This window comes from Reyranella soli (assembly GCF_007992495.1).
Lineage (GTDB): Bacteria > Pseudomonadota > Alphaproteobacteria > Reyranellales > Reyranellaceae > Reyranella > Reyranella soli.
In genome coordinates, this window is the sequence record NZ_BKAJ01000121.1 from 1 (window position 1) to 22,088 (window position 22,088).

18 protein-coding genes are annotated in these 22,088 nt (G+C 67.4%); 8 read left to right on the plus strand and 10 right to left on the minus strand.

Going from position 1 to position 22,088, the window contains the following annotated elements; all coding sequences use genetic code 11:
- Nucleotides 1-12 precede the first annotated feature (12 nt).
- The 5 genes from RSO01_RS31495 to RSO01_RS31515 all read right to left on the minus strand — a co-directional run bounded on the left by RSO01_RS31495 (nt 13) and on the right by RSO01_RS31515 (nt 7,788).
- Nucleotides 13-1,338 carry an NAD(P)/FAD-dependent oxidoreductase gene (locus RSO01_RS31495; RefSeq protein ID WP_147154526.1) on the minus strand — a complete coding sequence of 442 codons (1,326 nt, stop codon included), beginning with the start codon at nt 1,336-1,338 and terminating at the stop codon, nt 13-15.
- A 71-nt stretch (nt 1,339-1,409) separates the two neighbouring features.
- Nucleotides 1,410-2,393 carry a Bug family tripartite tricarboxylate transporter substrate binding protein gene (locus RSO01_RS31500; RefSeq protein ID WP_218037517.1) on the minus strand — a complete coding sequence of 328 codons (984 nt, stop codon included), beginning with the start codon at nt 2,391-2,393 and terminating at the stop codon, nt 1,410-1,412.
- A gap of 11 nt (nt 2,394-2,404) precedes the next feature.
- Entirely contained in the window at nt 2,405-3,733 is a 1,329-nt protein-coding gene (locus tag RSO01_RS31505) for an NAD(P)/FAD-dependent oxidoreductase (protein ID WP_147154528.1), read from the minus strand.
- A 3-nt stretch (nt 3,734-3,736) separates the two neighbouring features.
- On the minus strand, nt 3,737-5,737 hold the full coding sequence (locus tag RSO01_RS31510; RefSeq protein ID WP_147154529.1) for a hydantoinase B/oxoprolinase family protein: 2,001 nt from the start codon (nt 5,735-5,737) through the stop codon (nt 3,737-3,739).
- A gap of 5 nt (nt 5,738-5,742) precedes the next feature.
- The gene (locus tag RSO01_RS31515) at nt 5,743-7,788 is read right to left on the minus strand and encodes a hydantoinase/oxoprolinase family protein (RefSeq protein WP_147154530.1); all 2,046 of its coding nucleotides are present in this window, start codon (nt 7,786-7,788) and stop codon (nt 5,743-5,745) included.
- Nucleotides 7,789-7,892: 104 nt separating this feature from the next.
- On the opposite strand from RSO01_RS31515, the gene RSO01_RS31520 reads away from it, so the two are divergent.
- The 4 genes from RSO01_RS31520 to ald all read left to right on the plus strand — a co-directional run bounded on the left by RSO01_RS31520 (nt 7,893) and on the right by ald (nt 11,938).
- Entirely contained in the window at nt 7,893-8,801 is a 909-nt protein-coding gene (locus tag RSO01_RS31520) for a LysR family transcriptional regulator (protein ID WP_147154531.1), read from the plus strand.
- Between the two features lie 118 nt (nt 8,802-8,919).
- Entirely contained in the window at nt 8,920-10,248 is a 1,329-nt protein-coding gene (locus RSO01_RS31525) for an NAD(P)/FAD-dependent oxidoreductase (protein WP_147154532.1), read from the plus strand.
- Nucleotides 10,249-10,256: 8 nt separating this feature from the next.
- The gene (locus tag RSO01_RS31530) at nt 10,257-10,745 is read left to right on the plus strand and encodes an Lrp/AsnC family transcriptional regulator (protein ID WP_147154533.1); all 489 of its coding nucleotides are present in this window, start codon (nt 10,257-10,259) and stop codon (nt 10,743-10,745) included.
- Between the two features lie 107 nt (nt 10,746-10,852).
- Complete coding sequence (gene ald / locus RSO01_RS31535; protein WP_147154534.1) at nt 10,853-11,938, plus strand: alanine dehydrogenase; 1,086 nt, start codon at nt 10,853-10,855, stop codon at nt 11,936-11,938.
- Nucleotides 11,939-12,055: 117 nt separating this feature from the next.
- Here ald and RSO01_RS31540 read toward each other — a convergent pair whose 3' ends face one another.
- The 5 genes from RSO01_RS31540 to RSO01_RS31560 all read right to left on the minus strand — a co-directional run bounded on the left by RSO01_RS31540 (nt 12,056) and on the right by RSO01_RS31560 (nt 16,885).
- Nucleotides 12,056-12,886 carry an ABC transporter permease gene (locus RSO01_RS31540; RefSeq protein ID WP_147154535.1) on the minus strand — a complete coding sequence of 277 codons (831 nt, stop codon included), beginning with the start codon at nt 12,884-12,886 and terminating at the stop codon, nt 12,056-12,058.
- On the minus strand, nt 12,883-13,647 hold the full coding sequence (locus RSO01_RS31545; RefSeq protein ID WP_147154536.1) for an ABC transporter ATP-binding protein: 765 nt from the start codon (nt 13,645-13,647) through the stop codon (nt 12,883-12,885). The genes RSO01_RS31540 and RSO01_RS31545 overlap by 4 nt, the downstream gene beginning before the upstream one ends.
- A 114-nt stretch (nt 13,648-13,761) precedes the next feature.
- Nucleotides 13,762-14,772 carry an ABC transporter substrate-binding protein gene (locus RSO01_RS31550; RefSeq protein ID WP_147154537.1) on the minus strand — a complete coding sequence of 337 codons (1,011 nt, stop codon included), beginning with the start codon at nt 14,770-14,772 and terminating at the stop codon, nt 13,762-13,764.
- 17 nt (nt 14,773-14,789) lie between these two features.
- Entirely contained in the window at nt 14,790-15,995 is a 1,206-nt protein-coding gene (locus tag RSO01_RS31555) for a CaiB/BaiF CoA transferase family protein (protein ID WP_147154538.1), read from the minus strand.
- Complete coding sequence (locus RSO01_RS31560) at nt 15,992-16,885, minus strand: SMP-30/gluconolactonase/LRE family protein (protein ID WP_147154539.1); 894 nt, start codon at nt 16,883-16,885, stop codon at nt 15,992-15,994. Before RSO01_RS31560 ends, RSO01_RS31555 begins: the two co-directional genes overlap by 4 nt.
- A gap of 80 nt (nt 16,886-16,965) precedes the next feature.
- On the opposite strand from RSO01_RS31560, the gene RSO01_RS31565 reads away from it, so the two are divergent.
- The 4 genes from RSO01_RS31565 to RSO01_RS31580 all read left to right on the plus strand — a co-directional run bounded on the left by RSO01_RS31565 (nt 16,966) and on the right by RSO01_RS31580 (nt 22,021).
- On the plus strand, nt 16,966-17,424 hold the full coding sequence (locus tag RSO01_RS31565) for a MarR family winged helix-turn-helix transcriptional regulator (RefSeq protein WP_147154540.1): 459 nt from the start codon (nt 16,966-16,968) through the stop codon (nt 17,422-17,424).
- Nucleotides 17,425-17,508: 84 nt separating this feature from the next.
- Nucleotides 17,509-18,795: a cystathionine gamma-synthase family protein gene (locus RSO01_RS31570; RefSeq protein WP_147154541.1), complete on the plus strand. Its 1,287-nt coding sequence runs from the start codon at nt 17,509-17,511 to the stop codon at nt 18,793-18,795.
- 76 nt (nt 18,796-18,871) lie between these two features.
- Nucleotides 18,872-20,386, plus strand: coding sequence for an ABC transporter substrate-binding protein (locus tag RSO01_RS31575; protein ID WP_147154542.1), 1,515 nt, complete (start codon nt 18,872-18,874; stop codon nt 20,384-20,386).
- 120 nt (nt 20,387-20,506) lie between these two features.
- Nucleotides 20,507-22,021, plus strand: coding sequence for an ABC transporter substrate-binding protein (locus RSO01_RS31580; RefSeq protein WP_147154543.1), 1,515 nt, complete (start codon nt 20,507-20,509; stop codon nt 22,019-22,021).
- Nucleotides 22,022-22,088 lie beyond the last annotated feature (67 nt).

A 22,088-nucleotide genomic window follows, 5' to 3' on the forward strand; every position in this document is an offset into this window, starting at 1 on the left:
TGTGCAGAGCTACTAGAAGTCCGCGACCTTGCCCCAGGCCGAACCGGCGAACCGTTCTACTCGGTAGGGCGTGGGATCGACCACCGGCCGCGCGCCGGTGATCAGGTCGGCAACGAGGTGCCCGGCACCCGGGCCGATGCCGAAGCCGTGGCCGCTGAATCCCGCCGCCAGGATCAGACCGGGCAAGCCCGGAACCTCGCTGATGGCCGGGATGCCGTCGGGCGTGCTGTCGATGTAGCCCGCCCAGGCCGCGGTGATGGGCACACCCTGCAACGCCGGCAACAGGCGGCAGGCACGGCGATGCGTCTCGTCGACCTGCCGCTGATCCGGCGGCGGATCGAGCGTGCGAATGCGCTCCATCGGTGAGGGTCCATCCGGGCGCCAGCGGTCGAGCGTCTCGAAACCGGCGCGCCATCCTTCAAGCCCGCCGGGAGCCAATGAACGCCAGCGCCGCGCGAACATCGGCACGAACTCGCGCGCAAATCTCACCTTCTGCGGCGTTGGATCGACTCGGCCACGGCCGCTGATCGCGAGCGTATATCCGCCGTCGCCGCGGCGCGTCACCGAGACGGCGGCCGTATGGAGGGCGGCGGGCAGCTCCTGTCCGACCGGTCCGACGGCGAGGATGGAGGCGCGGACCGAGGCCTGCGGGAAGCGTATGCCGAGCTGGCGGCAGAAAGCCGACGCCCAGGCGCCCGCGGCCAGCACGACCGTGCCGGTGCGGATCGTGCCTGCCTCCGTGACCACGCCGCTGACGCGGCCGCCCTGGGTTTCCAACCCGCGCGCTGCACACATCTGATGCACGCTGCCGCCGGCCGTGAGGATAGCGCGCGCCACGAGCGGCCCGGCGCGCGCCGGATCGGCGATGCCGTCGGACGGCGAGAAGACGCCGCCCTTCCAGGGCCGGTTGGTCGCCTTGCCACGCTCAGCCGCCTCTGTCGCGCCGAAAACCTCCGTCGTGAGGCCGAAGGGGCGCGCGAGATCGCGCCAGCGCGCCCAGGTCTTGATCTCCGTTTCGTCGTCGCTGAGATAGAGCAGTCCACAGCGCCGGAAACCGACGTCCTCGCCGATTTCCCCGGCGAGCCGCTCCCACAGCGCCATGCTCTCGATGGAGATCGGCAGCTCGCGCGCATCGCGGTTCTGTTGTCTGCACCAGCCCCAGTTGCGGCTCGACTGTTCGGCGGCGATGCGGCCCTTCTCCACCAGCGCCACGCCAAGACCGCGCCGGGCGAGGTAGTAGGCGGCGAAGACACCGACGATGCCGCCGCCGATCACCACGGCATCGGCGGCCGTCGGCACCGTGGACGTGGTCTCGATATGGAGCAGCGGGGCGGGCATCCGGCTCTTCTAGCCTGCCGATGGTAGTGAGATTCACCAAGTTGACGTCGGCAGTCAGTGTTTGTGCCTGGCTACTGAACGCGGGCTCCTGATGCACGGACAATCGGCGGCCAGAAGACGCGCTCCTGGCCGATGAACTGCTCGAACTTCGCCGGCGTGGCGTATTGCAGCATGGGCGGCAGGCCGTTGTCGTTCAGACGCTTGGCGATCGCCGCATCGGCCAGCACTTCGGCCATCACCGTCGAGAGCTTGGTGACGACGGGCTGGGGCAGACCGGCGGGACCGAAGATGCCGAACCATGAATAGGCCTTGAACTCGGGCAGTCCGGCTTCGGTAGGATCCGGAACATCGGGGATCAGCGGCTGCCGGTCCGGGGAGGCCATGAGGATGCGGAGGTTGCCGTCGCGATGATGCGGGCCATGCAGCACCGGCACGTCGAAGGCCCACTGCACGTCGCCGTTGACCAGCGCCTGGATGGCCTCGGCGCCGCTGCGATAGGGAACGTGCTCGGCCTGGCAGCCGGTGAGGCGCAGCAGGTTGGCGCCGGCGAGATGGCTGGTGGCGCCGATGCCGTTGCTGGCATAGCTGAGCTTGCCCGGGTTGGCCTTCATTTCCGCGATCAGGTCCTGCAGCGAGTTCACCTTGAGACCCTTGCGCGTGACCGACAGGCACATCGGCACGAACACGGTCGGCGCGATCGCGGTCAGGTCCTTCTCCGGCGCGAACGGCAGGCGCTCGTAGAGAGCGGGCGCGATGACGACCTGGGAGACAGTGCAGTGGCCCAGGGTGTAGCCGTCGGGCGCCGACTTGGTGACCTGGTCGGTGCCGACCACGCCCCCGGCCCCCGCGCGGTTCTCGACGATGCAGGGCTGGCCCAGCATCTCGTTGAGCTTGGGCGCCAGGATGCGCATGGAGATGTCGGTCGAGCCGCCCGGCCCGAAGGGCACGATGAAGCGGATGGGCTTGTTGGGCCACGCGTCCGCGCGAACGATGGCCGGCGCCGCCATCGCCGCAGCCGAGGACAAGAGCAGGGATCGACGGGTGATGGTGCGCACGACTCTTCCTTTCATGCAGCGAGACGACGGTCGAGCCAGTCGCGCGCCTGGTAGTAGGTGCCGACGATCGGCAGGAACCACGGCTTGCCGTGAAACAACGGATGCGTCGGCATCGTGCCGGTATCGAAGGCGTTCACCCGATCCGACGTGCCATTCAAGATCTTCTGGGCAATGCCATGGCCCAGCCAGTTCATCATCACCACGCCACTGCCGTTGCAGCCCAGCGCATAATGGACGCCGTCGTGCTGGCCGATATGCGGCATGTAGTCGAACGGCACGGCGACGCGCCCGCCCCAGCTGTGCGAGATGCGAACGCCGGCGAGCTGCGGGAAGCGCTGCAGCATCGCGCGATGGAGAATCGCCGCGGTGACCTGCTCGGCTGCCGGGAAGAAGCGCGCCCGGCCGCCGAACAGCAGGCGTCGGCCGTTGGGCGATAGCCGGAAGTGATTGATGACGCGCCGCGTCTCCGACACCGCACGATTCGACGGCAGCAGGCTTTTCGCAAGATCGGCGGGCAGTTCCTCGGTCGCGATCATGTGCGTCGTGACGGGAATCACCTGGCGATGCAGCGGGCCGACCAGCCGGCCGGTGTAGCCGTTGGTCGCGACCACGACGGTTTCGGCGGTCAGCGAGCCGCGGCTGGTCTCGACCTTCCAGTCGCCATCGCGCTGCCGCATGATGGCGGTGACGCGCGTGCTGCCCTGGGCCTTGGCCCCTGCCCGGCGCGCTGCCGCCAGCAGCCCGGCATGGAGTTGAGCCGGCTGCAGATGGCCCGCTCGTCCTATGACCACGCCGCCGCGATAGAAGTCGCTGCCGATCTCGTCCGCCATCGACTTGGCGTCGATCATCCGCGCCTCGGCATCGGAGTAGCGGTTGAGATCGTCGAGACGGTCCTGCCATCCCTTCCAGTGATCGGCCGTCCACAACGCCGTCAGCCGGCCGGTGCGATGCAGGCCGCACTGGATCTGATGGCGTTCGATGGTGGCTTCGAGATGCCGCAGACCGGCCGCAGCATCGCGCAGGATCGCCTGTCGCTGTTCGGCCGCCGCCGACTTGGTGGCATTGCCGCCGCCCGGGATCTTGCCGACATTGACGCCGCCGGTGATCTGCCCGCCGTTGCGCGAGCTCGCTCCCCAACCGAGGCGCTCGGCATCGAGGACCAGCACGTCGCGCCCGCCCTCGGCCAGGGTCAGCGCGCAATGGACGCCAGCGTAACCGCCGCCCACGACCAGCACGTCGACGGCGCGCGGCAGGTCGGCGCGCGGCTCCTCCGGCGTGCGGCAATCGTCCCACCACCAGGGCGCGGCGCGGAAATCCGCCGTGAAGATGTCGATGGCCATGGGCTACTCGGCCGCCGCTTGCTGCGCACGGATGTAGGGCAACTCGGCGAGCAGAGCCTGCCACACGGCCTGGACGTCGGCAGCGCTGCTGCCCTCGCGCTTCAGGCCCTCCATCAGCTTGCGCTTCACGAAGTAGCGCCAGTGGACAGGCAGGCTCGCCAGCAGCGCGGTCATGGCGTCGTAGGCGCTGCGCGTCCACACGCGCTCGTAGGCCTCGCGCGCGGCGCCGAAATGGAAGTGCGGATGCGGCTCGTTGCGGCGGCGCTGCGCCCGCAACGCTTCGGTCGCGGCTAAGTCGACCGCCAAGTCAGCGCCCATGCCGGTCAGCACCACGCCGTACTCCGCTTCAGCATCGGCGATAGCGACGTAGTTGCAGATCACATCGCGCAGCACTCGCTCGGGCTCGCGGTCGAGCGGGTCGCCGCGGCCGCCGCCGCCCGGCGAGACGATGCTGACGATATCGCCGGGACCGGCAGTGAAGGTGTCGATGTTGTTCAGCACGCGCATGTCGGGACGGCCGGGGTTGAGCGACATCGTCGAGCCGCGGCCTGCCTTGCCGCCCAAAATGCCCCAGGCCTGGAAGCGGCAGCGGTCGCGGTTGCGCGCGGTGATGCGCGTGTTGGGCGTGAAGACCTGGAACTCCATGTGGGTGGCGAGCCCGCCGCGCCAGCGGCCGGCGCCGCCGGTTCCCGAGGCCAGGCCATAGCGCCGGAAGCGGATCGGCACCTCGGCCTCGGTGATCTCGACCGGCGTGTTCTTGAGATAGGCCGCGTCGGCGCCGCTGCCGTTGGTCCCGTCTCCCGTCGGCATTCCGCCCGAGCCGCCAACCACGGGATTGACCGCGGCGATCACCGCCTCACCCGTGCGATCGTCGTGAGTCATCACATTGACGATCGAGCTCGAGCCCGCGGGCGCGGCCGGCATGCGCTCGGGCATGGCCTGGCCGAAGGCGCCGAACAGCAGGCTGCGGATGCGCCCGCAGGTCAGGCTGCGCATGCCGACCGCGGCCGGGAACTGCGGATTGACCACCGTGCCCTCGGGCAGGATGCAATGGAACGGCCGCGTCAGGCCGAAATTCAGCACCACGTTGGGATTGAGCGAGTAGAGGATGTAGTAGACGCCGACCAGCATCAGCGTGTGATGCGGATTGCCGCCGGTCGGCACGTTGAGCGACGACGTGAGCTGCGGGTCGCTGCCGGTGAAGTCGAGGATCGCCGAATCGCCTTTTATGCGCAGCGTCACGACCAGTCGCGCGGGATACCCCTCCGGCCCGTCCTCGTCGGCATAGTCGGAGAAGAAGTACTCGCCATCGGGAATCGAGCGCAGGATCTCGCGCGCCTGGTGCTCGGCATAGTCCAGAAGATCGCTCATGCCCTGGCGCAGCGTGTCGGCGCCGAACTTGGCCACGAGCTCGCGCACCTTGCGCTCGCCAGTGTTCATGGCGCCGACGAACGCCTTCAGGTCGCCGACGTTCAGATCCGGCTTGCGGACGTTGGTCATCATGACGTCCAGCAGTTCCTGGTTCAGCACGCCGGCGCGATAGAGCTTGCTGGGCTTGAAGCGGATGCCTTCCTGGTGGATCTCCGTCAGGGCGCGCGACAGACTCGCCGGCACGGCGCCGCCCATGTCGGTGTTGTGGATGTGGCCGGCGGTGAAGCACAGCAGCTCACCCTCGTGGAAGATCGGCTTCCACAGCACGAGGTCCGGCGTGTGGGTGGCGAGAAAGCCCGAATAGGGATCGTTGGTCAGCGCGATGTCGCCCGGCTCGTAATGGGAGATCATCGGAATGGCGCGGCCATAGTCGAGGCCAGGATACCAGGTCGCCCCGAGGTCCATGGGCACGGCGGCCGTGCGGCCCGCTGCATCGAGGATCTGGATGGTGAAGTCCTCGGTCTCCTTCACGAAGGTCGAGTGCGCCGTGCGGTAGAGCGTGTAGGCCATGCTCTCGGCCGCGGCCCGCATGTGGTTGGCCAGGATCTCGAGCGTTATCTTGTCGACTTTCATCACCCCTACTCCGCCCGCTCGAGAACGATGTTGCCGCCGCCGTCGACCGTGGCGCCGAAGCCGGGCGGCACGCAGGCCGTCGTGTCGTCCTGGACGATGACGCAGGGACCGGAGAAGCGGTGATGCGCCTCCAGCGCCGCCCGCCGGTAGAAGGGAACGAGGTGCCAGTCGCCGTCGAAGAAGACTTTCAGCGTCTGCTCCGCCACGGGTGCGGCGGTCGCAGCGCGCGCCAGAGGCCGCAGATAGGGCTTCGACGAGGCGCCCGAGACGACCAGGCGCAGGTTCATGATCTGCACGGGCGACTCGCGGTCGCAGAAATCGTAGATGCCTTCGTGGGCGCGATGGAACGCCTCGGCGATCGCCGCCATGTCGCCGGCCTCGATGAGCTCCTGCGCCAGCGGCACCTCGATCTCGAAGGACTGGCCGCGGTAGCGCATGTCGGCGAACCACGCATAGGCGGCCTCGCCGGTGAACTCCTGCTCGTCGCGCAGCCAGGCCGTTCCGTCGGCCTGGAGCGTCTTGGCCGCCTCGCGCAGCCGAGCCGAGTCGGCGTCCGCCGCCATGATGAAGAGCGTGCGGATAAAGTCGTTTTTCACGTTGGCGACCAGGCCGCCCAGCGCGCTCACGACGCCGGGCCGCGACGGGATCAGCACGCGCTGCATGCCGAGCTCGCGCGCCAGGAAGCAGCCCAGCATCGGCCCGGCGCCGCCGAACGGCAGCAGCGCGAAGTCGCGCGTGTCGACGCCGTAGCGGGCGACGAGCTTGTTGACCTCGACGAACATGCCGGAGATGGCGATTCGGATGATCGCTTCCGCCGTCTGCTCCAACCCGAGGCCGATGCGGCTCGCAAGCGTGCCGATCGCCGCCCGCGCCAAGCCGACGTCGGGGCGGAACGCGCCGTAGGCGAGGTCGTGCTGCCCTAAAAAGCCGCAGACCGTGAAGGCGTCGGTGATGGTGGGCTGCGTGCCGCCGCGGCCGTAGCAGGCCGGGCCCGGTGCGGAGCCGGCGCTCTCTGGCCCGACCTTGAGCACGCCGAAGCCGTCGACCCAGGCGATCGAGCCGCCGCCGTCACCGATCGACGAGACGGCCACGCTCGGGATGTAGAGCGGCAGGTCACCGATCTTCTCGCCCAGGCCGAACTGCGGCTGGCCATCGATGATCAGGGCGACGTCGGCGCTGGTACCGCCGATATCGAGGGTGATGACGTTGGGATGGCCCGCTTCCTTGGCGACCCAGGCGGCGCCCATCACGCCCGACGCCGTGCCCGACAGGACCATGCTGACGCAGGCGCGCTTGCCGAGTTCGGCGCGCATGATGCCGCCGTTGGACTTGGTGATCAGCGGCTCGGCCACGACACCGCGGCTTTCCAGGCCCTCGATCAGCTTCTCGAGGTAGTCGCTGACCTTGGGATGGACATAGCCATTGATCAGCGCGGTCGTCGTGCGCTCGTACTCGCGGATGATCGGCCAGACCTCGCTCGAGCGGAAGACGAACAGCTGCGGCGCGACGCGAGCCGCAATCGCCGCCACTTGGGCCTCGTGCGCCGGATTGCGATAGGCGTTGAGCAGCGAGATGACGATGCCGTCGACGCCCTTGGCCAGCGCCTTCTCGATCGCCGCCACCACCGAGGCCTCGTCGACGGCCTGCTCGACCGAGCCGTCGGACAGCATGCGTTCGCGAATGCCGAAGATGCGGTCGCGCGGCACCAGCGGCGCACCCCGCCGCGAGAACAGGCTGTAGGCCTCGGGCATGCGCAGCCGCGCCAGCTCGACCACATCCTCGAAATTCTCGGTGGTGATCAGCGCCAGCGACGCGCCCTTGCGCTGGATGACGGTGTTGATGCCGACGGTGGTGCCGTGGACGAAGCTCGTGATGTCGGACGGGCTGACGCCGTGCCGCTCCTGCAGCAGGTCGAGGCCGCGCAGCAGCTCGGCCCCCGGCGTCTGCGGCGTGGTGAGCACCTTCAGGCTGTGCAGCTCCTCCTTCGCCTCGTCCCACAGACAGAAGTCGATGAAGGTGCCGCCGATATCGACGCCAACGCGCATGCCCATGTCGACCAAGAGCTCCCGTTTCTGTGCCGTCGATTGTGACGGCCGGCGCCCGGCCGTCGATAGAAGACATTGAGCAGCCCCATAACCTCCGGTTATGGTCCGGCATGAACGCCCGCCAACTCGAGATCTTCCATGCCGTGATGCGCAGCGGGACGATCACGGGCGCGGCAGCCTTCCTCGGTATTTCACAGCCGGCTGTCAGCAAAGCCATGCGCGCGATCGAACGACAGCTCGGCTTCAAGCTGCTGCGTCCGATCAAGGGCCGCCTCTACCCGACACCGGAGGCGCAGCGCCTGCTGCCCGATGCCGACCGCATCATGAGCGAGCTGTCGGCCTTCGAACGCCTGACCGGCGAGGTCAAGACCGGCGGCGCCGCGCTCGTCCGCGTGGTCGCCTCGTCGTCGAGCGCCACCGCGCTACTGCCGGCGGCCGCGGCGCCGTATCAGAAAGCCAATCCGGCCGTCCGCATCTCCTCGCACCTGCTGCCGGCCCGCGAAGTCGCCGAAGCCGTCGCCGCCGGCGAAGCGGATTTCGGCCTGACGCTCTCGCCGGTGCAGCTTCCCGGGCTGACGGTGCGAACGCTGGGCGCGGCCGAAATGGTGTTCGTGGCGCCGATCGGCCATCCGCTGCTCGAGCGCGAGACGATCACGCCGGTCGATCTCGCCCCGCATCCGCTGATCTCATTCGGCCGCGAGACCCATTTCGGCCAGCTGCTCGACCAGGCCTTCGAGTCTGCCGGCGAGCGGCGGCAGATCGGCCTGCAGGTGACCATGAGCCTCGTCGCCGCCTGCTACGTCCAGCGCGGGCTGGGCGTAGGGCTGGTCGACAGCTTCTCACTCAATATCGGATTGGTCGGCGTCGGCTGGCGGCCGTTCACGCCCACTGTCGTGCTGCCGGTGACGCTCATGAGTCAGGGCAACCATCTGTTGTCCCGCCACGCCAACGGCCTGGTGGGCAGCATCGAGAAGGTCCTGCAGGGCTGGGCGCGCTCGATGAGGAAGAGCCGGCGGTGAGAGCGCTGCCCTACAGGGGTTGGGACTCGCGCCAGAGTTTCATTTTGGTGTCTATTGGTTGACGCACTGCTATATCGCAGTCGCTTCGCCTGTTCCTGCCATCAAGGAAGATCGCCGAATGTCGCCTCCGGTTACCCGTATCCAAAGCGACGCAGCGTTGCCGCAATCCGCCGACGTCGTCGTGATCGGCGGCGGCATCGCCGGCATCACGGCTGCCTACCATCTCGCAAAGAAAGGCCATTCGGTCGCGGTGGTGGAGAAGGGTAACGTCGCGGGCGAGCAGTCCAGCCGCAATTGGGGCTGGTGCCGCCAGCAGCATCGCGATCTGCGCGAGTTGCCGCTGGCGCAGCGCGCCGTCGACATGTGGAGCGGACTGAACGCAGAGCTCGGCGCCGAAACCGGCTTTCGCCGCACCGGGCTCGTCTATGTGACGACCAGCCAGGCCGATCTCGACCGGTACGCGAGCTGGACCGACAAGGCGCGCGAGATGCAGATGCATAGCCACGTCCTGTCCGCGGCGGACGCCAAGGCGATGACTCCGGGTAGCACCGGTGCCTGGGTCGGCGGCATCCATTCGCCGACCGACGGCCGGGCGGAACCGGCTCTCGCTGTGCCAGCGATCGCTGAAGGCGCGCGGCGGCTCGGCGTCACTATCCATCAGGAGTGCGCGGCGCGCGGGCTCGAAACGTCGGCGGGCCGCGTCTCGGGCGTCGCCACGGAGAAGGGCACGATCCGCACCAGCGCCGTGTTGGTCGCGGGCGGCGTCTGGACCTCGATGTTCTGCCGCCATCACGGCATCGACATGCCACTGGCCGGCGTGCGCTCGACCTCGTTTTTCACGGCGCCGGCGCCGCAGATCACCGAAGGCGGCATCTCGACGCCCGACATCACGTTCCGCCGCCGGCTCGACGGCGGCTACACGATCGGCATCAGCGGCCGCGGCATGCTCGAACTCACGCCGCAGGGCCTGATGTATGCCCGGTCGTTCTGGCGTACCTTCAAGAAGCGCTACAAGCTCGTCACCATCCGCGTCGGCCGCTCCTTCTTCGATGGCCCCGAGGCCATCCTGAACTGGCGCAACGACACGGTCTCGCCGTTCGAGCGCATGCGCACCTACGATCCGCCGGCCCAGGAGAAGCTGGTGAGCTTCGCGCTGAAGCGCATCGCCGAGCTCTACCCCGAGCTCGCCAACCTGAAGATCGTGCACATGTACGGCGGGCTGATCGACTTCACGCCCGACTGGATCCCGGTGATCTCCGCCATCGACAAGTTGCCGGGCCTGCATGTCTCGGCTGGCTTCAGCGGCCACGGCTTCGGCATCGGCCCGGCGGCGGGGCGGTTGGCTGCCGACATCGTCGCCAACGATTCGCCGATCGTCGATCCGTACCCTTATCGCTATAGCCGCCTCGTCGACGGAACGGATCTGGGCGAGCCCGGCTTGATGTGAGGCCCGCCATGTCCCTCGATCGTTTTTCAATCGCCCTTCTGAGCGCGCTGGTTCACGACGGCCGCGCCAGCCATGTCGAGTTGTCCGAAAAGGTCGGCCTGTCGCCCACGGCGTGCGCCCGGCGACAGAAGACGCTCGAGCAGGAAGGCATCATCGCCGGCTACCGGGCCGAGGTGGGCTACAAGGCCCTGGGGATGGGCACGACCGTCATCGTCCACATTGCCCTCGACAGCCAGCGCGAGGAGGCCCTGAACGCCTTCGAGGTGGCAATCGCCAAGTGCGAGTCGATCGTGAGCTGTTACCTGATGTCCGGCACCGACGACTATCTGGTCGTCGTCGCCGCGCGCGACATCGAGGACTACGAGCACATCCACAAGGACCAGCTCTCCCGCCTGCCGCACGTGCTGCGCATCCAGTCCAGCTTCGCCTTGCGGCAGGTGCTCGACCGACCGCCGTTCCACGCGCTCGCCAAGCGGCTGCAGGTTTCCAGCGCCTAGCTGGACAATCCGCGCCGGAATCGGGCATCTCTCCCCCATCCGCCGTCGACAAAAGCTGGGAAACACCGCCTGCCACTCCGTAGAACCGGGGCAGGAGGAAACAAAGCATGCGCGTCGGCGTTCCCAAGGAGATCAAAGTCCACGAATACCGCGTCGGCCTGACGCCGGAAGCGGTTCGCGAGTACGTCGTCCGTGGTCATTCCGTCGTCGTCGAGAGCGGAGCCGGGCTCGGCATCGGCGCCGACGATGCCGCCTACAGCGCGGTCGGCGCCTCGATCGCCGCCAGCGCGGAGAAGGTCTTCGACGCCGCCGAGATGATCGTCAAGGTGAAGGAGCCGCAGCCTCAGGAATGCAAGCGGCTGCGCGAAGGCCAGATCCTCTTCACCTATCTGCACCTGGCAGCTGATGCCGCGCAGACCAAGGGCCTGATCGATTCGGGCTGCACCGCCGTCGCCTACGAGACCGTCACCGACGCCACCGGCGGCCTGCCCTTGCTGGCGCCGATGAGTGAAGTGGCCGGCCGGCTCGCCATTGAGGCCGCCGGCAGCGCTCTCCGGCGCCATGCTGGCGGCCGCGGCCTCCTGATCGGCGGCGTGCCCGGCGTGAAGCCTGCACGCATCGCGGTGATCGGCGGCGGCGTGGTCGGCACGCACGCCGCGCGCATGGCGGTCGGTCTGGGCGCCGAAGTCGTCATCCTCGACCGCTCCCTGCCGCGGCTGCGCCAGCTCGACGATCTGTTCGCCGGCCGCGTGCGCACGCGCTTCTCGACCCTGCACGCCATTGAAGAAGAGGCCGTTGCCGCCGATGTCATCGTCGGCGCCGTGCTGGTGCCGGGCGCCAGCGCGCCCAAGCTCGTGTCGCGGCAGCTGGTGAGCGCCATGAAGCGCGGCACCGTGCTGGTCGACGTCGCCATCGACCAGGGCGGCTGCTTCGAGACCTCGCATGCGACGACGCATGCCGATCCGACCTACGAGGTCGACGGCGTCATCCACTACTGCGTCGCCAACATGCCGGGCTCGGTCCCGCTGACCTCGAGCTATGCGCTGAACAACGCCACGCTGCCCTTCGGCCTCGCCCTTGCCGACCGCGGCATGGCGGCGATCGAAGCCGATCCGCATCTCGCCGCCGGCCTCAATGTCCATCGCGGCAAGGTGACCAGCAAGGCCGTGGCGGAGAGCCTCGGCCTTCATTGAATTCCGCTGCCATCGGCGGGTCCGAACTCTCCTGGACGAATGATGGCAAGCGCCCTTGGGCGTTTCCTCCCTAGACTGGCCGGAGCCTGAAAAGGCTCCGGCCTCTTTTTTGTCCGGTCATCCAGGCACATCCGTACTGCCCCTGCTCCATTCCAGCAGGCGTCGCTCCACCAGGTCCATGACGGACGTCAGGGTCATCACCAGCAGGGCGACGATGAGGATCAGCGCCAGCACGCCCGCGACGTCGAAGCGGCCGCTGAAGCTCTGCAGCAGCACGCCGAGACCGCTCTTGGCCGCGATCATCTCGCCGATGACGGCGCCGGCGCTGCAATAGATCAAGGTGAGTTTCAGGCCGGCAAAGATGCCGGGCAGCGCCCAGGGAAACCGAACGTGGCGAAACAGCCGCAGCTCGGACGCCCCGAACAGCCGCGACATCAGCAAGAGATCGCGATCGACGTTCTTCAGCCCGCCCAGCGTGCTCAACAGCATGATGAAATAGCCCAGCGAGAAGGCGAGCACGACCTTCGAGGCGATGCCGATGCCGAACCACAGCACGAACAGCGGCCCCAGCGCGATGCGCGGCATGCTGTTGAACGCCGTCAGGAAGGGCGAGACGATGCGGTTGAGCCAGTCGTTGCGATCGAGGACGACGGCGCTGGCGATGCCGAACACCACCGACAGGGCGAAGGCGATCGTGATCTCGAGCACGGTCGTGCCGAGATCAGGGAAGATCTCGCCGTCGCGGAACAGGTGCCACAGCGACTGCGCCACGCTGGCCGGCGTCGAGATGAAGGCGGCGTTGGCAAGGCCCGAGTCGACGGCGCCCTGCCAGGCGAGCAGGATGATGGCGAGGAAGGCGGCCCGAGCCGCGAAGATCGAGGCCGGCCGGCCGCCAACCGACCGCGCGGCCGAGCCGAGCTTTGCTTCGGAGTTCGCGACGTCGGTCATTGCGCACTCGCTTTCAAGGCTGTCCAGGTCCTGCGATAGAGATCGTGGTAGCGCTCATCGGCCTGCAGCGCTTCGGCAGAGCGCGGCCGCGCCAGGTCGACGTGGATCTCGTCGACGACGCCGATTCCCTTCTTCGACATCACGAGCACGCGGTCGGCGAGCGTGATGGCCTCGCCGATATCGTGGGTCACGAAGACGACGGTGGCGCCGCTCGTTTCCCACAGGCCGAGCAGCTGGTCGTGCAGCGTGAGCTTGGTCTGGGAATCGAGGGCGCTGAACGGCTCGTCCATGAGATAGACGCTGCGGCCGACGGCAAAGGCACGCGCCAGCGAGGCACGCTGGCGCATGCCCTGGGAGAGCCGTGAGGGATAAAGGTCGCGGGCGGCGGCCAGACCGACCTTGTCGATGTAGGTCGCCGCGCGCCGGGCCCGTTCCTCGCGGCCGACACCGGAGAGTTCCAGGCCGTACTCGACGTTGCCCGTCACGGTGCGCCACGGCAGCAGCGCGTCGCGGGCGAGCACGTAGCAAATGTCGCCGCGCCCGGCGACTGGCGGCGCACCGCCGATGGTCACCGTACCGGCCGCGACAGGCACCAGGCCGGCGATGACGTTCAGCAGCGTCGTCTTTCCGCAGCCGCTGGCGCCGATCAACGCCACGAACTCGCCGCGCCGCACAGCAAGCTCGACGCCGGTCAGGACATTACGCGCCTGGCCGAAATTCACGTCGAGGCCGCGGACGCTGATGTCGAGTGAGGCGTTCATGACCTGTCACCTCTGTCACCCCGAGCGCAGCGAGGGGCCTTTAGGGAACGGTAAAGGTCCCTCGCTGCGCTCGGGATGACAAAGGGCTGTAGCGGGCGTTTGCCATTCCAGGCGCTAGTTGGCACAGCGGAAGCTCTCTTTCGCCGTGTCGGCGACCACGTCCTTTCGCGTCCTGGCGGCAGCGAGCTGCTTGTTGTCGATCAGGAGCTTGGCCCAGGTGTCGATGGTGTAGGACGTGATCTCGGGTCCGAAGGTCGGCAGCAGACCCTTCACCATCGTCTTGAAGGCATCCTCGGAAAGGTCCGGCACCTTGACGTACTTCTGCATCAGGGCGACGACTTGGTCGAGATTCTCCGGCTTGCTGAACCAGCAGTAGGAATCCTCGAGTGACTTGGTAAAGCGCGCCACCACCTCGGGTCTGTCCTTCAGCGTGGAGGTCGACGCCCACCAGCCGTTGTAGCCCAGGTCATGGAAGACCTTGGGCCCCTGGTTCTTCGAGAGATCGACCACGACGGTGCCTTCGCCGGTCGCGGCCATGATCGACGGCAGCGGCTCGCCGCCGAGATAGGTGTCGACGGCGCCGCGCTGCAAGGCCGGCCGTGCCGTATTGGGCAGGCCAACGGCGAGGAACGTCACCTCGCTCGCCTTGTAGCCGGCATCGGTCAGGATGGTCTGCGCCATGAAATGGACGGACACGCCCATCGCCAGCACGCCCCAGTTCTTGCCCAGAAGATCCTTGATGACGGCGGGATAGCCCTTCGCCAGATCGGGCAGCGGCACGCCCTTGCGCACGATCAGGGCGAACGGGACTTTCACGGTCGAGCCGGTCACGGCGCGCACCGGCAGGCCCTTGTCGACTGCCAGGATGAGATTGTCCCAGGAGTTGTTGACGAAGGTCACGCTGCCGCTGGCGACAGCCGAGGTCATGGCCGGCCCGCTGGCCACCGGCACGAGCTCCACATTGAGCCCGTTCTTCTCGAAGAACTTCTGCTCGCTGGCGACCAGCGCCGGCATGGATATCAGCGCGCCGGGATAGTAGCCGACGGTCGCCTTCTCCTGAGCCCCGGCCGTCGCCGGCACGACGAGGCCGAGAGCCAGCACTCCCCCAATGAATCGATTTCGCATGTATTCCCTCCCTTTGTTCACCACACTCCGTCGTCGCGCAGGGCCTGACGTTGCGATGCGTCGTAGCCCAGTTCGCTGAGGACGCTTTCGTTGTCGGCCGCCAGCAGCGGCGGCGCCCGCTCGGGCGCGACCCGGCGACCGTTGAGCTTGAAGCCGGCCGTCGACAGTGCCGCGTCGCGGCCCTGCTGCGGCAGCTCGATGCGGCGGAACAGGTCGCGCGCGGCGACCTGTTGTTCCTCCAGCAGCTCGGGCACCGATCGCACCGCGCCGCACGGCACGCCGGCCGCGGCCAGCAGGCCCTCCCATTCGATCGCCGGCCGCTCGCTGAGGCGCGCCGCGATGAGGGCGCGCAGCGCATCCTGGTTCTGCTTGCGGACGGCGGGCTGGCGAAAGCGCGAATCGGTCAGGAGCTCGGACAGCTCCAGCACGCGGCACAGCGCGGCATGCTGCGCCTCGGTATTGGCAACGACGGCGAGTGGCGACGTCCTGGTCGAGAACATGCCCGACGACGGCGAGCCGCTCGCCGCGGCATTGCCGATCGGCGCGGCCGGTATGCCACCGTTGACATGGCCCGACACGATCGAGCTCATGCCGGCGACGGCGCAATCGAGCATGCCGACATCGACGTGTTGCGCCTCGCCGCTGCGGTCGCGCTCGCGCAGCGCGGCGACGACTGCGAGGGCAGCCGAAAGGCCGGTCAGGTAATCGACCAGCGGCGGCCCGGTACGGCTCGGCGCCGTTTCCGGCGTGCCGGTGACCGACATGATGCCGGACACCGCCTGGATGATGTGGTCGTAAGCGGGACGCTCCGCCATCGGCCCGTCCTGACCGAAGCCCGAGATCGAGCAGTAGACGATGCGCGGGTTGACGGCCTTGATGTCGTCGAAGCTCACGCCCAGCCGCTTCGCCGTGCCGGGCCGCCAGTTCTCGATCATGACGTCGACGCCGGCCGCGATCTCGCGCGCGATCTTCACACCGCGCGGATCCTTCAAGTTCAGCGCCACCGAGCGCTTGCCGGCATTGCACGACAGGAAGGCGCTGCCGAGGCCCGCGGCTGCCAGGGCCGCGTCGCCGCCTTGGGCGCGCATCCAGTCGCCCTGCGACGGACGCTCGATCTTGATCGTCTCCGCGCCCAGCAAGGTCAGCATGTAGGAGCAGTAGGGTCCGGCGATGATGCTGGCGAATTCCAGCACGCGCACGCCCTGCAACGGCAGCCGGCTCATGGCTTGAACTCCGGTTCGGCAATCCCGCGCGCGCCGAGGCCCGCGACGGCGAAGAGGTGTCCGGCCAGCGGCTGGGTGCGCCGGGCGGCGTCATCGAGGAAGCGACTGGCCGAGGTGACGTAGAGGATGTCGAGGTCCGGCCCGCCGAAGGCACACATGGTGGGATTGGCGACCGGCAAGCGAACATGGCGCACCAGCCGGCCATCGGGATCGAACTGGGCAACAGCGCTGCCCCGAAACAATGCCGCCCAGTAGCAGCCGTCGGTATCGACCGTGGCGCCATCGACGAAGCCGTCGATATGGTCGGTCGAGATGAACAGCCGGCGGTTGGCGAGCGCGCCGGTGGCGAGGTCGAAGTCGCAGCGCCACACCCTGCGCGTCAAGGTGTCAGAGAGGTACATCGTCCGGTCGTCGGGGCTGAAAGCGATGCCGTTGCCGATCGCGAGGCCGTCCTGCATCAAAACGGGGTCGCTGCCCGACAGCCGCCACAAGGCGCCGGTCGGCGAGCGATGGTCGGTGTTGACCGAAGCGCACCAGAAGCGGCCGGCGCGGTCGCACTTGCCGTCGTTCAGCCGGTTGGTCGCCGGCCGATCGGCCTCGACGGCCGCGATCGGCTGCGCGCTGCCACGCTCGGGATCGAGATGCCAGAAGCCGCCCTTGATGCCGGCGATCATGCCGCCGGCCGAGTGGCGGCCGATCGAGCCGATGGGCAGGCCGCCGAGCGCGTTGCTCAGCTCCATGCAGCGGATCTCGCCGGTTGCCGGGTCGAGCGCATGGACCTGCGATCGCCAGGCGTCGATCCAGTAGAGACGCCGCTTCGCTGAATCCCAGTAAGGCGATTCGCCGAGATCGTTGGCGACAGAGGACACGCAGGCGATGTCCGGGCGCATCCCCTTCCCTTCGGCTTAATTAGTAGTGATCACTACCATATGGCTTGAGCTTTCACACGGTCAAGTGCTAAGCCCTCGCCATGCGAGAGCCGAAGTCCGTCACGGACCTGCTGACCTATCGCCTGCTGCGGCTGTCGAACACGCTCGGCCTCTACAGCAACCGTCGCTATCGTGCAGAGTTCGACGTGACGCTGCCGGAATGGCGCGTGATGTCGATCATCGCGCTCATGGAAACGACCAGCGCCCAGGAAATCAGCCGGTCGGTCTCGACCGACAAGGCCTGGGTCGGGCTGACCTTGCAGAAGCTCGAGAAGCGCGGCTTCGTGCGGCGCGTGTCGGACAAGCAGGACGGACGTCGCACGCTGGTCAGTTTCACGCGCCAGGGCAAGGAAGTGCACGACGCCATCCTGGCCAACGCCAAACGGCGACAGCGGCGCCTGCTGGGCGCCCTCGGCGAGGATGCCGAGACGGTGTTCGCGGCCATCGAGCGGCTCCAGGCCGAGGCCGACCGCATGCTGGAAGAGCTCGACGAATCGTAGGGGGCGGCGGCGCCGAAGACAGCCGTGCTTTTGTCACGCTGCCGGGGGACACTGCGGCCACCCCGCTGCAACAGGAGAACCGCCATGGCCGCGCCGCGCCCGTCCAAGACCCGCATCGGCAACCACGTGCTCCGGCCCGAGACCTTGATGCTGAGCTACGGCTACGACCCGATGCTGTCGGAAGGCGCGGTCAAGCCGCCGGTCTTCCTGACCTCGACCTTCGTGTTCGGCTCGGCCGAGGAAGGCCGCGACTTCTTCGACTACACCGCAGGACGCAAGAAGCCACCCGAAGGCACCGGCGCCGGCCTCGTCTATTCGCGCTTCAACCATCCCAACAGCGAGATCGTCGAGGACCGGCTCGCCGTCTACGAAGGCGCGGAATCTTGCGTGCTGTTCTCCTCCGGCATGTCGGCGATCTCGACGACCATCCTCGCCTTCGCCCGGCCGGGCGACGTCATCCTGCACTCCCAGCCGCTCTACGGCGGAACGGAAACGCTGCTGGCGCGCACCATGGCGGACTTCAATATCGCCGCCGTCGGCTTCGTCGATGGCGTGAGCGAGCCGGCCGTCCGCGCCGCCGTGCAGGAGGCGCGCGGCAAGGGGCGGATATCGGTCATCATGATCGAGACGCCAGCCAATCCGACCAATACGCTGGTCGACATCAAGCTCCTGGCGAGAATCGCCGACGAGATCGGGGCGGCCCAGGGCTTTCGACCCGTTCTGGTCTGCGACAACACCCTGCTCGGCCCGGTGTTCCAGCGCCCTCTCGACCACGGCGCCGACGTCTCGGTCTACTCGCTGACCAAGTATGTCGGCGGCCATTCCGATCTCATCGCCGGTGCCGCTTTGGGGTCGAAGGCGACCATCGCGCCGATCAAGGCGCTGCGGGGCAGCGTCGGCACGAACCTCGACCCCCACTCCTGCTGGATGCTGGGCCGTTCGCTCGAGACGCTGGGTCTTCGGATGGAGCGTTCGAATACCAATGCCCGGCTCGTTGCAGAATATCTGCGCGACCATCCCAAGGTCGACAAGGTGCACTACCTGGCTTTCCTGGACGAGGGGTCGGAAGCACAGGCCGTCTTCGCCCGGCAGTGCACGGGGCCGGGCTCGACCTTCTCCTTCGACATCAAGGGTGGAGAGAAGCAGGCCTTCGCGTTCCTGAATGCCCTGCAGATCTTCAAGCTGGCGGTCAGCCTCGGCGGCACCGAATCGCTCGCCAGCCACCCCGCCGCCATGACGCACTCCGGCGTTCCGGTCGCGGTGCGCGACCGTATCGGCGTACTCGATACGACGATCCGCCTGTCGGTCGGCATCGAACATCCCGATGATTTGATCGCCGACCTGACGCAGGCCCTGGCGGCGATTGCGTAGAGCGATTTACGCTTCGACGGCGTGAATAGACCTTGGCATGGGGCGTGCAGCGCCGATTGTCATCGATGGAGGCATCATGAGACTGACAATTCGCCGTGCCGCTTTTGCCCTCGCCTTCTGCCTCGCGGCCGGCACTTCCTTCGCGCAGGGCAACCTGCGCATCGGCCTGGGCGATGATCCGGACGGCCTCGACCCGACGACGTCACGCTTCTACACCACGCGCATCGTCTTCGCCGCGCTCTGCGACAAGCTGTTCGACATCGACGACAAGGGCGGGATCGTCCCCCAACTGGCGCTGGGCTCCGAGACCTCGGCCGACGGCAAGACGGTCACGATCAAGCTGCGCCCCGGCGTGAAGTTCCACGACGGCGAACCGGCCGACGCCGCCGCCGCCAAGTACAGCCTCGAGCGACACATGAACATGAAGGGCTCGTTCCGCAAGCCCGAGCTCGCCGCGGTCGACACCGTCGATGTCGTCGACCCGCTGACCGTGAAGCTCAACCTCAAGCAGCCCTTCTCGCCGCTGCTCGCCCAGCTCACCGATCGCGCCGGCATGCTGGTCTCGCCCAAGGCCGCCGAGGCCGCCGGCGACAAGTTCGCCCTGAAGCCGGTCTGCGCCGGTGCCTACAAGTTCGTGGAGCGCATCCCGCAGGACAAGATCGTCCTCGAGAAGTTCCCCGACTACTGGAACAAGGAGCATGTCTTCGTCGACAGGATCACCTACCTGCCGATCGTCGACTCCACGGTGCGTCTGGCCAACCTGCGCTCGGGCGGGCTCGACCTGATGGAGCGGCTGCTCGCCACCGACATCAAGACGGTGCGCGACGATCCCAAGCTCAAGCTCAGCAAGGCGGTGTCGCTGGGCTTCTGGGCGCTGCTGGTCAACGTTGCCAACGGACCCAAGGCCGACAATCCGCTGGGCAAGGACCCGCGCGTACGCCAGGCCTTCGAGCTCTCGATCGACCGCGAGGCGATCAACCAGGTCGTGTTCAATGGCGAGTTCGTGCCGGGCAACCAGTGGGTCAACCCGCAGAGCCCGTGGTACATGAAGGACTTCCCGATCCCCAAGCGTGACATCGCCAAGGCGAAGGCGCTCCTGAAGGAAGCTGGCATCACCGGTCGCATCCCGATCGACTACATGGTCGCGAACAATCCGGAGCTGCGCCAGGTCGCCGAGGTGCTGCAGTCGATGGTGGCCGAAGCGGGCTTCGACCTGAAGATCCGGGTGGTCGAGGCGGCGACCGGGCTCAAGGCCGCCGAGGACGGCGACTTCCAGCTCTACGAGAACACCTGGAGCGGCCGCGTCGATCCCGACGGCAACACCGTGCTGTACCAGATGTGCGGCTCGCCGCTGAACACCGGCCGCTATTGCGACAAGGAGGTCGACGAGTGGCACAAGGAGGCACGCGCCTCGGGCGGCCTCGCCACGCGCAAGAAGGCCTACGAGAAGATCGCGGGCAAGTTCCTGTCCAGCGGCTGGATGATCTACGTCTACCATCCCAACTACCTGATCGCCCACACTGCGCGACTCGAGGGCTTCAAGCCCTATCCGGACGGCCTGATCCGCGTCATGGACGTGAAGCTGAAGTAGCGAATGGCATGGCGTGTGCAACACGTACCTTGTCATCCCGAGCGAAGCGAGGGACCCTTGATCGGCATCGCTAAAGGTCCCTCGCTTCGCTCGGGATGACAGCGTGTTTGGGGGAAATGCATGAGACAGATAGTCCGCGCGACCGCCTTGGCATTCGCACTGTCGTTGGCTGCCGGCACCGCCTTCGCCCAGGGCCACCTGCGCATCGGCATCGGCGATGATCCCGACGTGCTCGATCCGTCGCTGTCGCGCACCTACACGGCGCGCATCGTCTTCGCTGCGTTGTGTGACAAGCTGTTCGACATCGACGAGAAGGCCAACATCGTCCCGCAGCTTGCGACCGGCCACGAGGTCTCGGCCGACGGCAAGACGGTGACGATCAAGCTGCGCTCGGGCGTGAAGTTCCATGACGGCGAGGTCTTCGACGCGGCGGCGGCCAAGTACAGTCTCGACCGTCATCTCAACATGAAGGGCTCGTTCCGCAAGCCCGAGCTCGCCCAGGTCGACACGGTCGAGGTGGTCGATCCCGCGACCATCAAGCTCAACCTCAAGACGCCCTTCTCGCCCCTGCTGGCGCAGCTCACCGACCGCGCCGGCATGATGGTCTCGCCCAAGGCGGCCGAGGCCAGCGGCGACAAGTTCGGCCTGAAGCCGGTCTGCGCCGGCCCCTACAAGTTCGTCGAACGCGTCCAGCAGGACCGCATCGTGGTCGAGAAGTTCGCCGACTACTGGAACAAGGACCAGGTCTTCGTCGGCAAGATCACTTACCTGCCGATCGTCGACGCCACGGTGCGGCTGGCCAACCTGCGCTCGGGCGGGCTCGACATGATGGAGCGCGTGCTCGCCACCGACATCAAGACCGTGCGCGACGATTCCAGGCTCAAGCTCAGCAAGGCGGTGTCGATCGGCTGGTTCGGCCTGCTGGTCAACGTCGACAACGGACCCAAGGCCAACAACCCGTTGGGCAAGGATGCCCGCGTGCGCCAGGCCTTCGACCTCGCGATCGACCGCGAGGCGCTGAACCAGGTCGTGTTCAACGGCGAATTCGTGCCGGGCAACCAGTGGGTCAACCCACAGAACTACTACTATCAATCGAAATTCCCCGTACCCAAGCGCGACATCGCCAAGTCCAAGGCGCTCCTGAAGGAGGCGGGTGTCAGCGGACGCATCCCGATCGACTTCATGGTCAGCAACACGCCCGAGACGCGCGCGGTCGCCGAGGTCGTGCAGTCGATGGTGGCCGAGGCCGGCTTCGACCTGAAGATCCGCGTCACCGAAGTCGCCACGGCGCTGAAGCAGGCCGAGGACGGCGACTTCCAGCTCTACATGAACACCTGGAGCGGCCGCATCGATCCCGACGGCAATTCGGTGATCTACCAGATGTGCGGTGCGCCTCAGAACATGGGCAAATACTGCAGCAAGGAGGTCGATTCGCTGCACCAGGAGGCGCGCGCCGTCACCGATCCGGCCGCCCGCAAGGCGATCTACGAGAAGCTGGCCGAGAAGTTCCTGTCGGACGGCTGGATCTTCTACCTCTATCACCCGCAGTATCTGATCGCCCACACCAACAAGCTCGATGGCTTCAAGCCGATGCCCGACGGCCTGCTGCGCGTGACGGGGGTGAAGCTGAAGTAGTCTTGCCGGACCGCGGGCCTCCAGGCCCGCTCAAATTCTTCCAGACCGCGAGTGTCCCGCTCGCTCA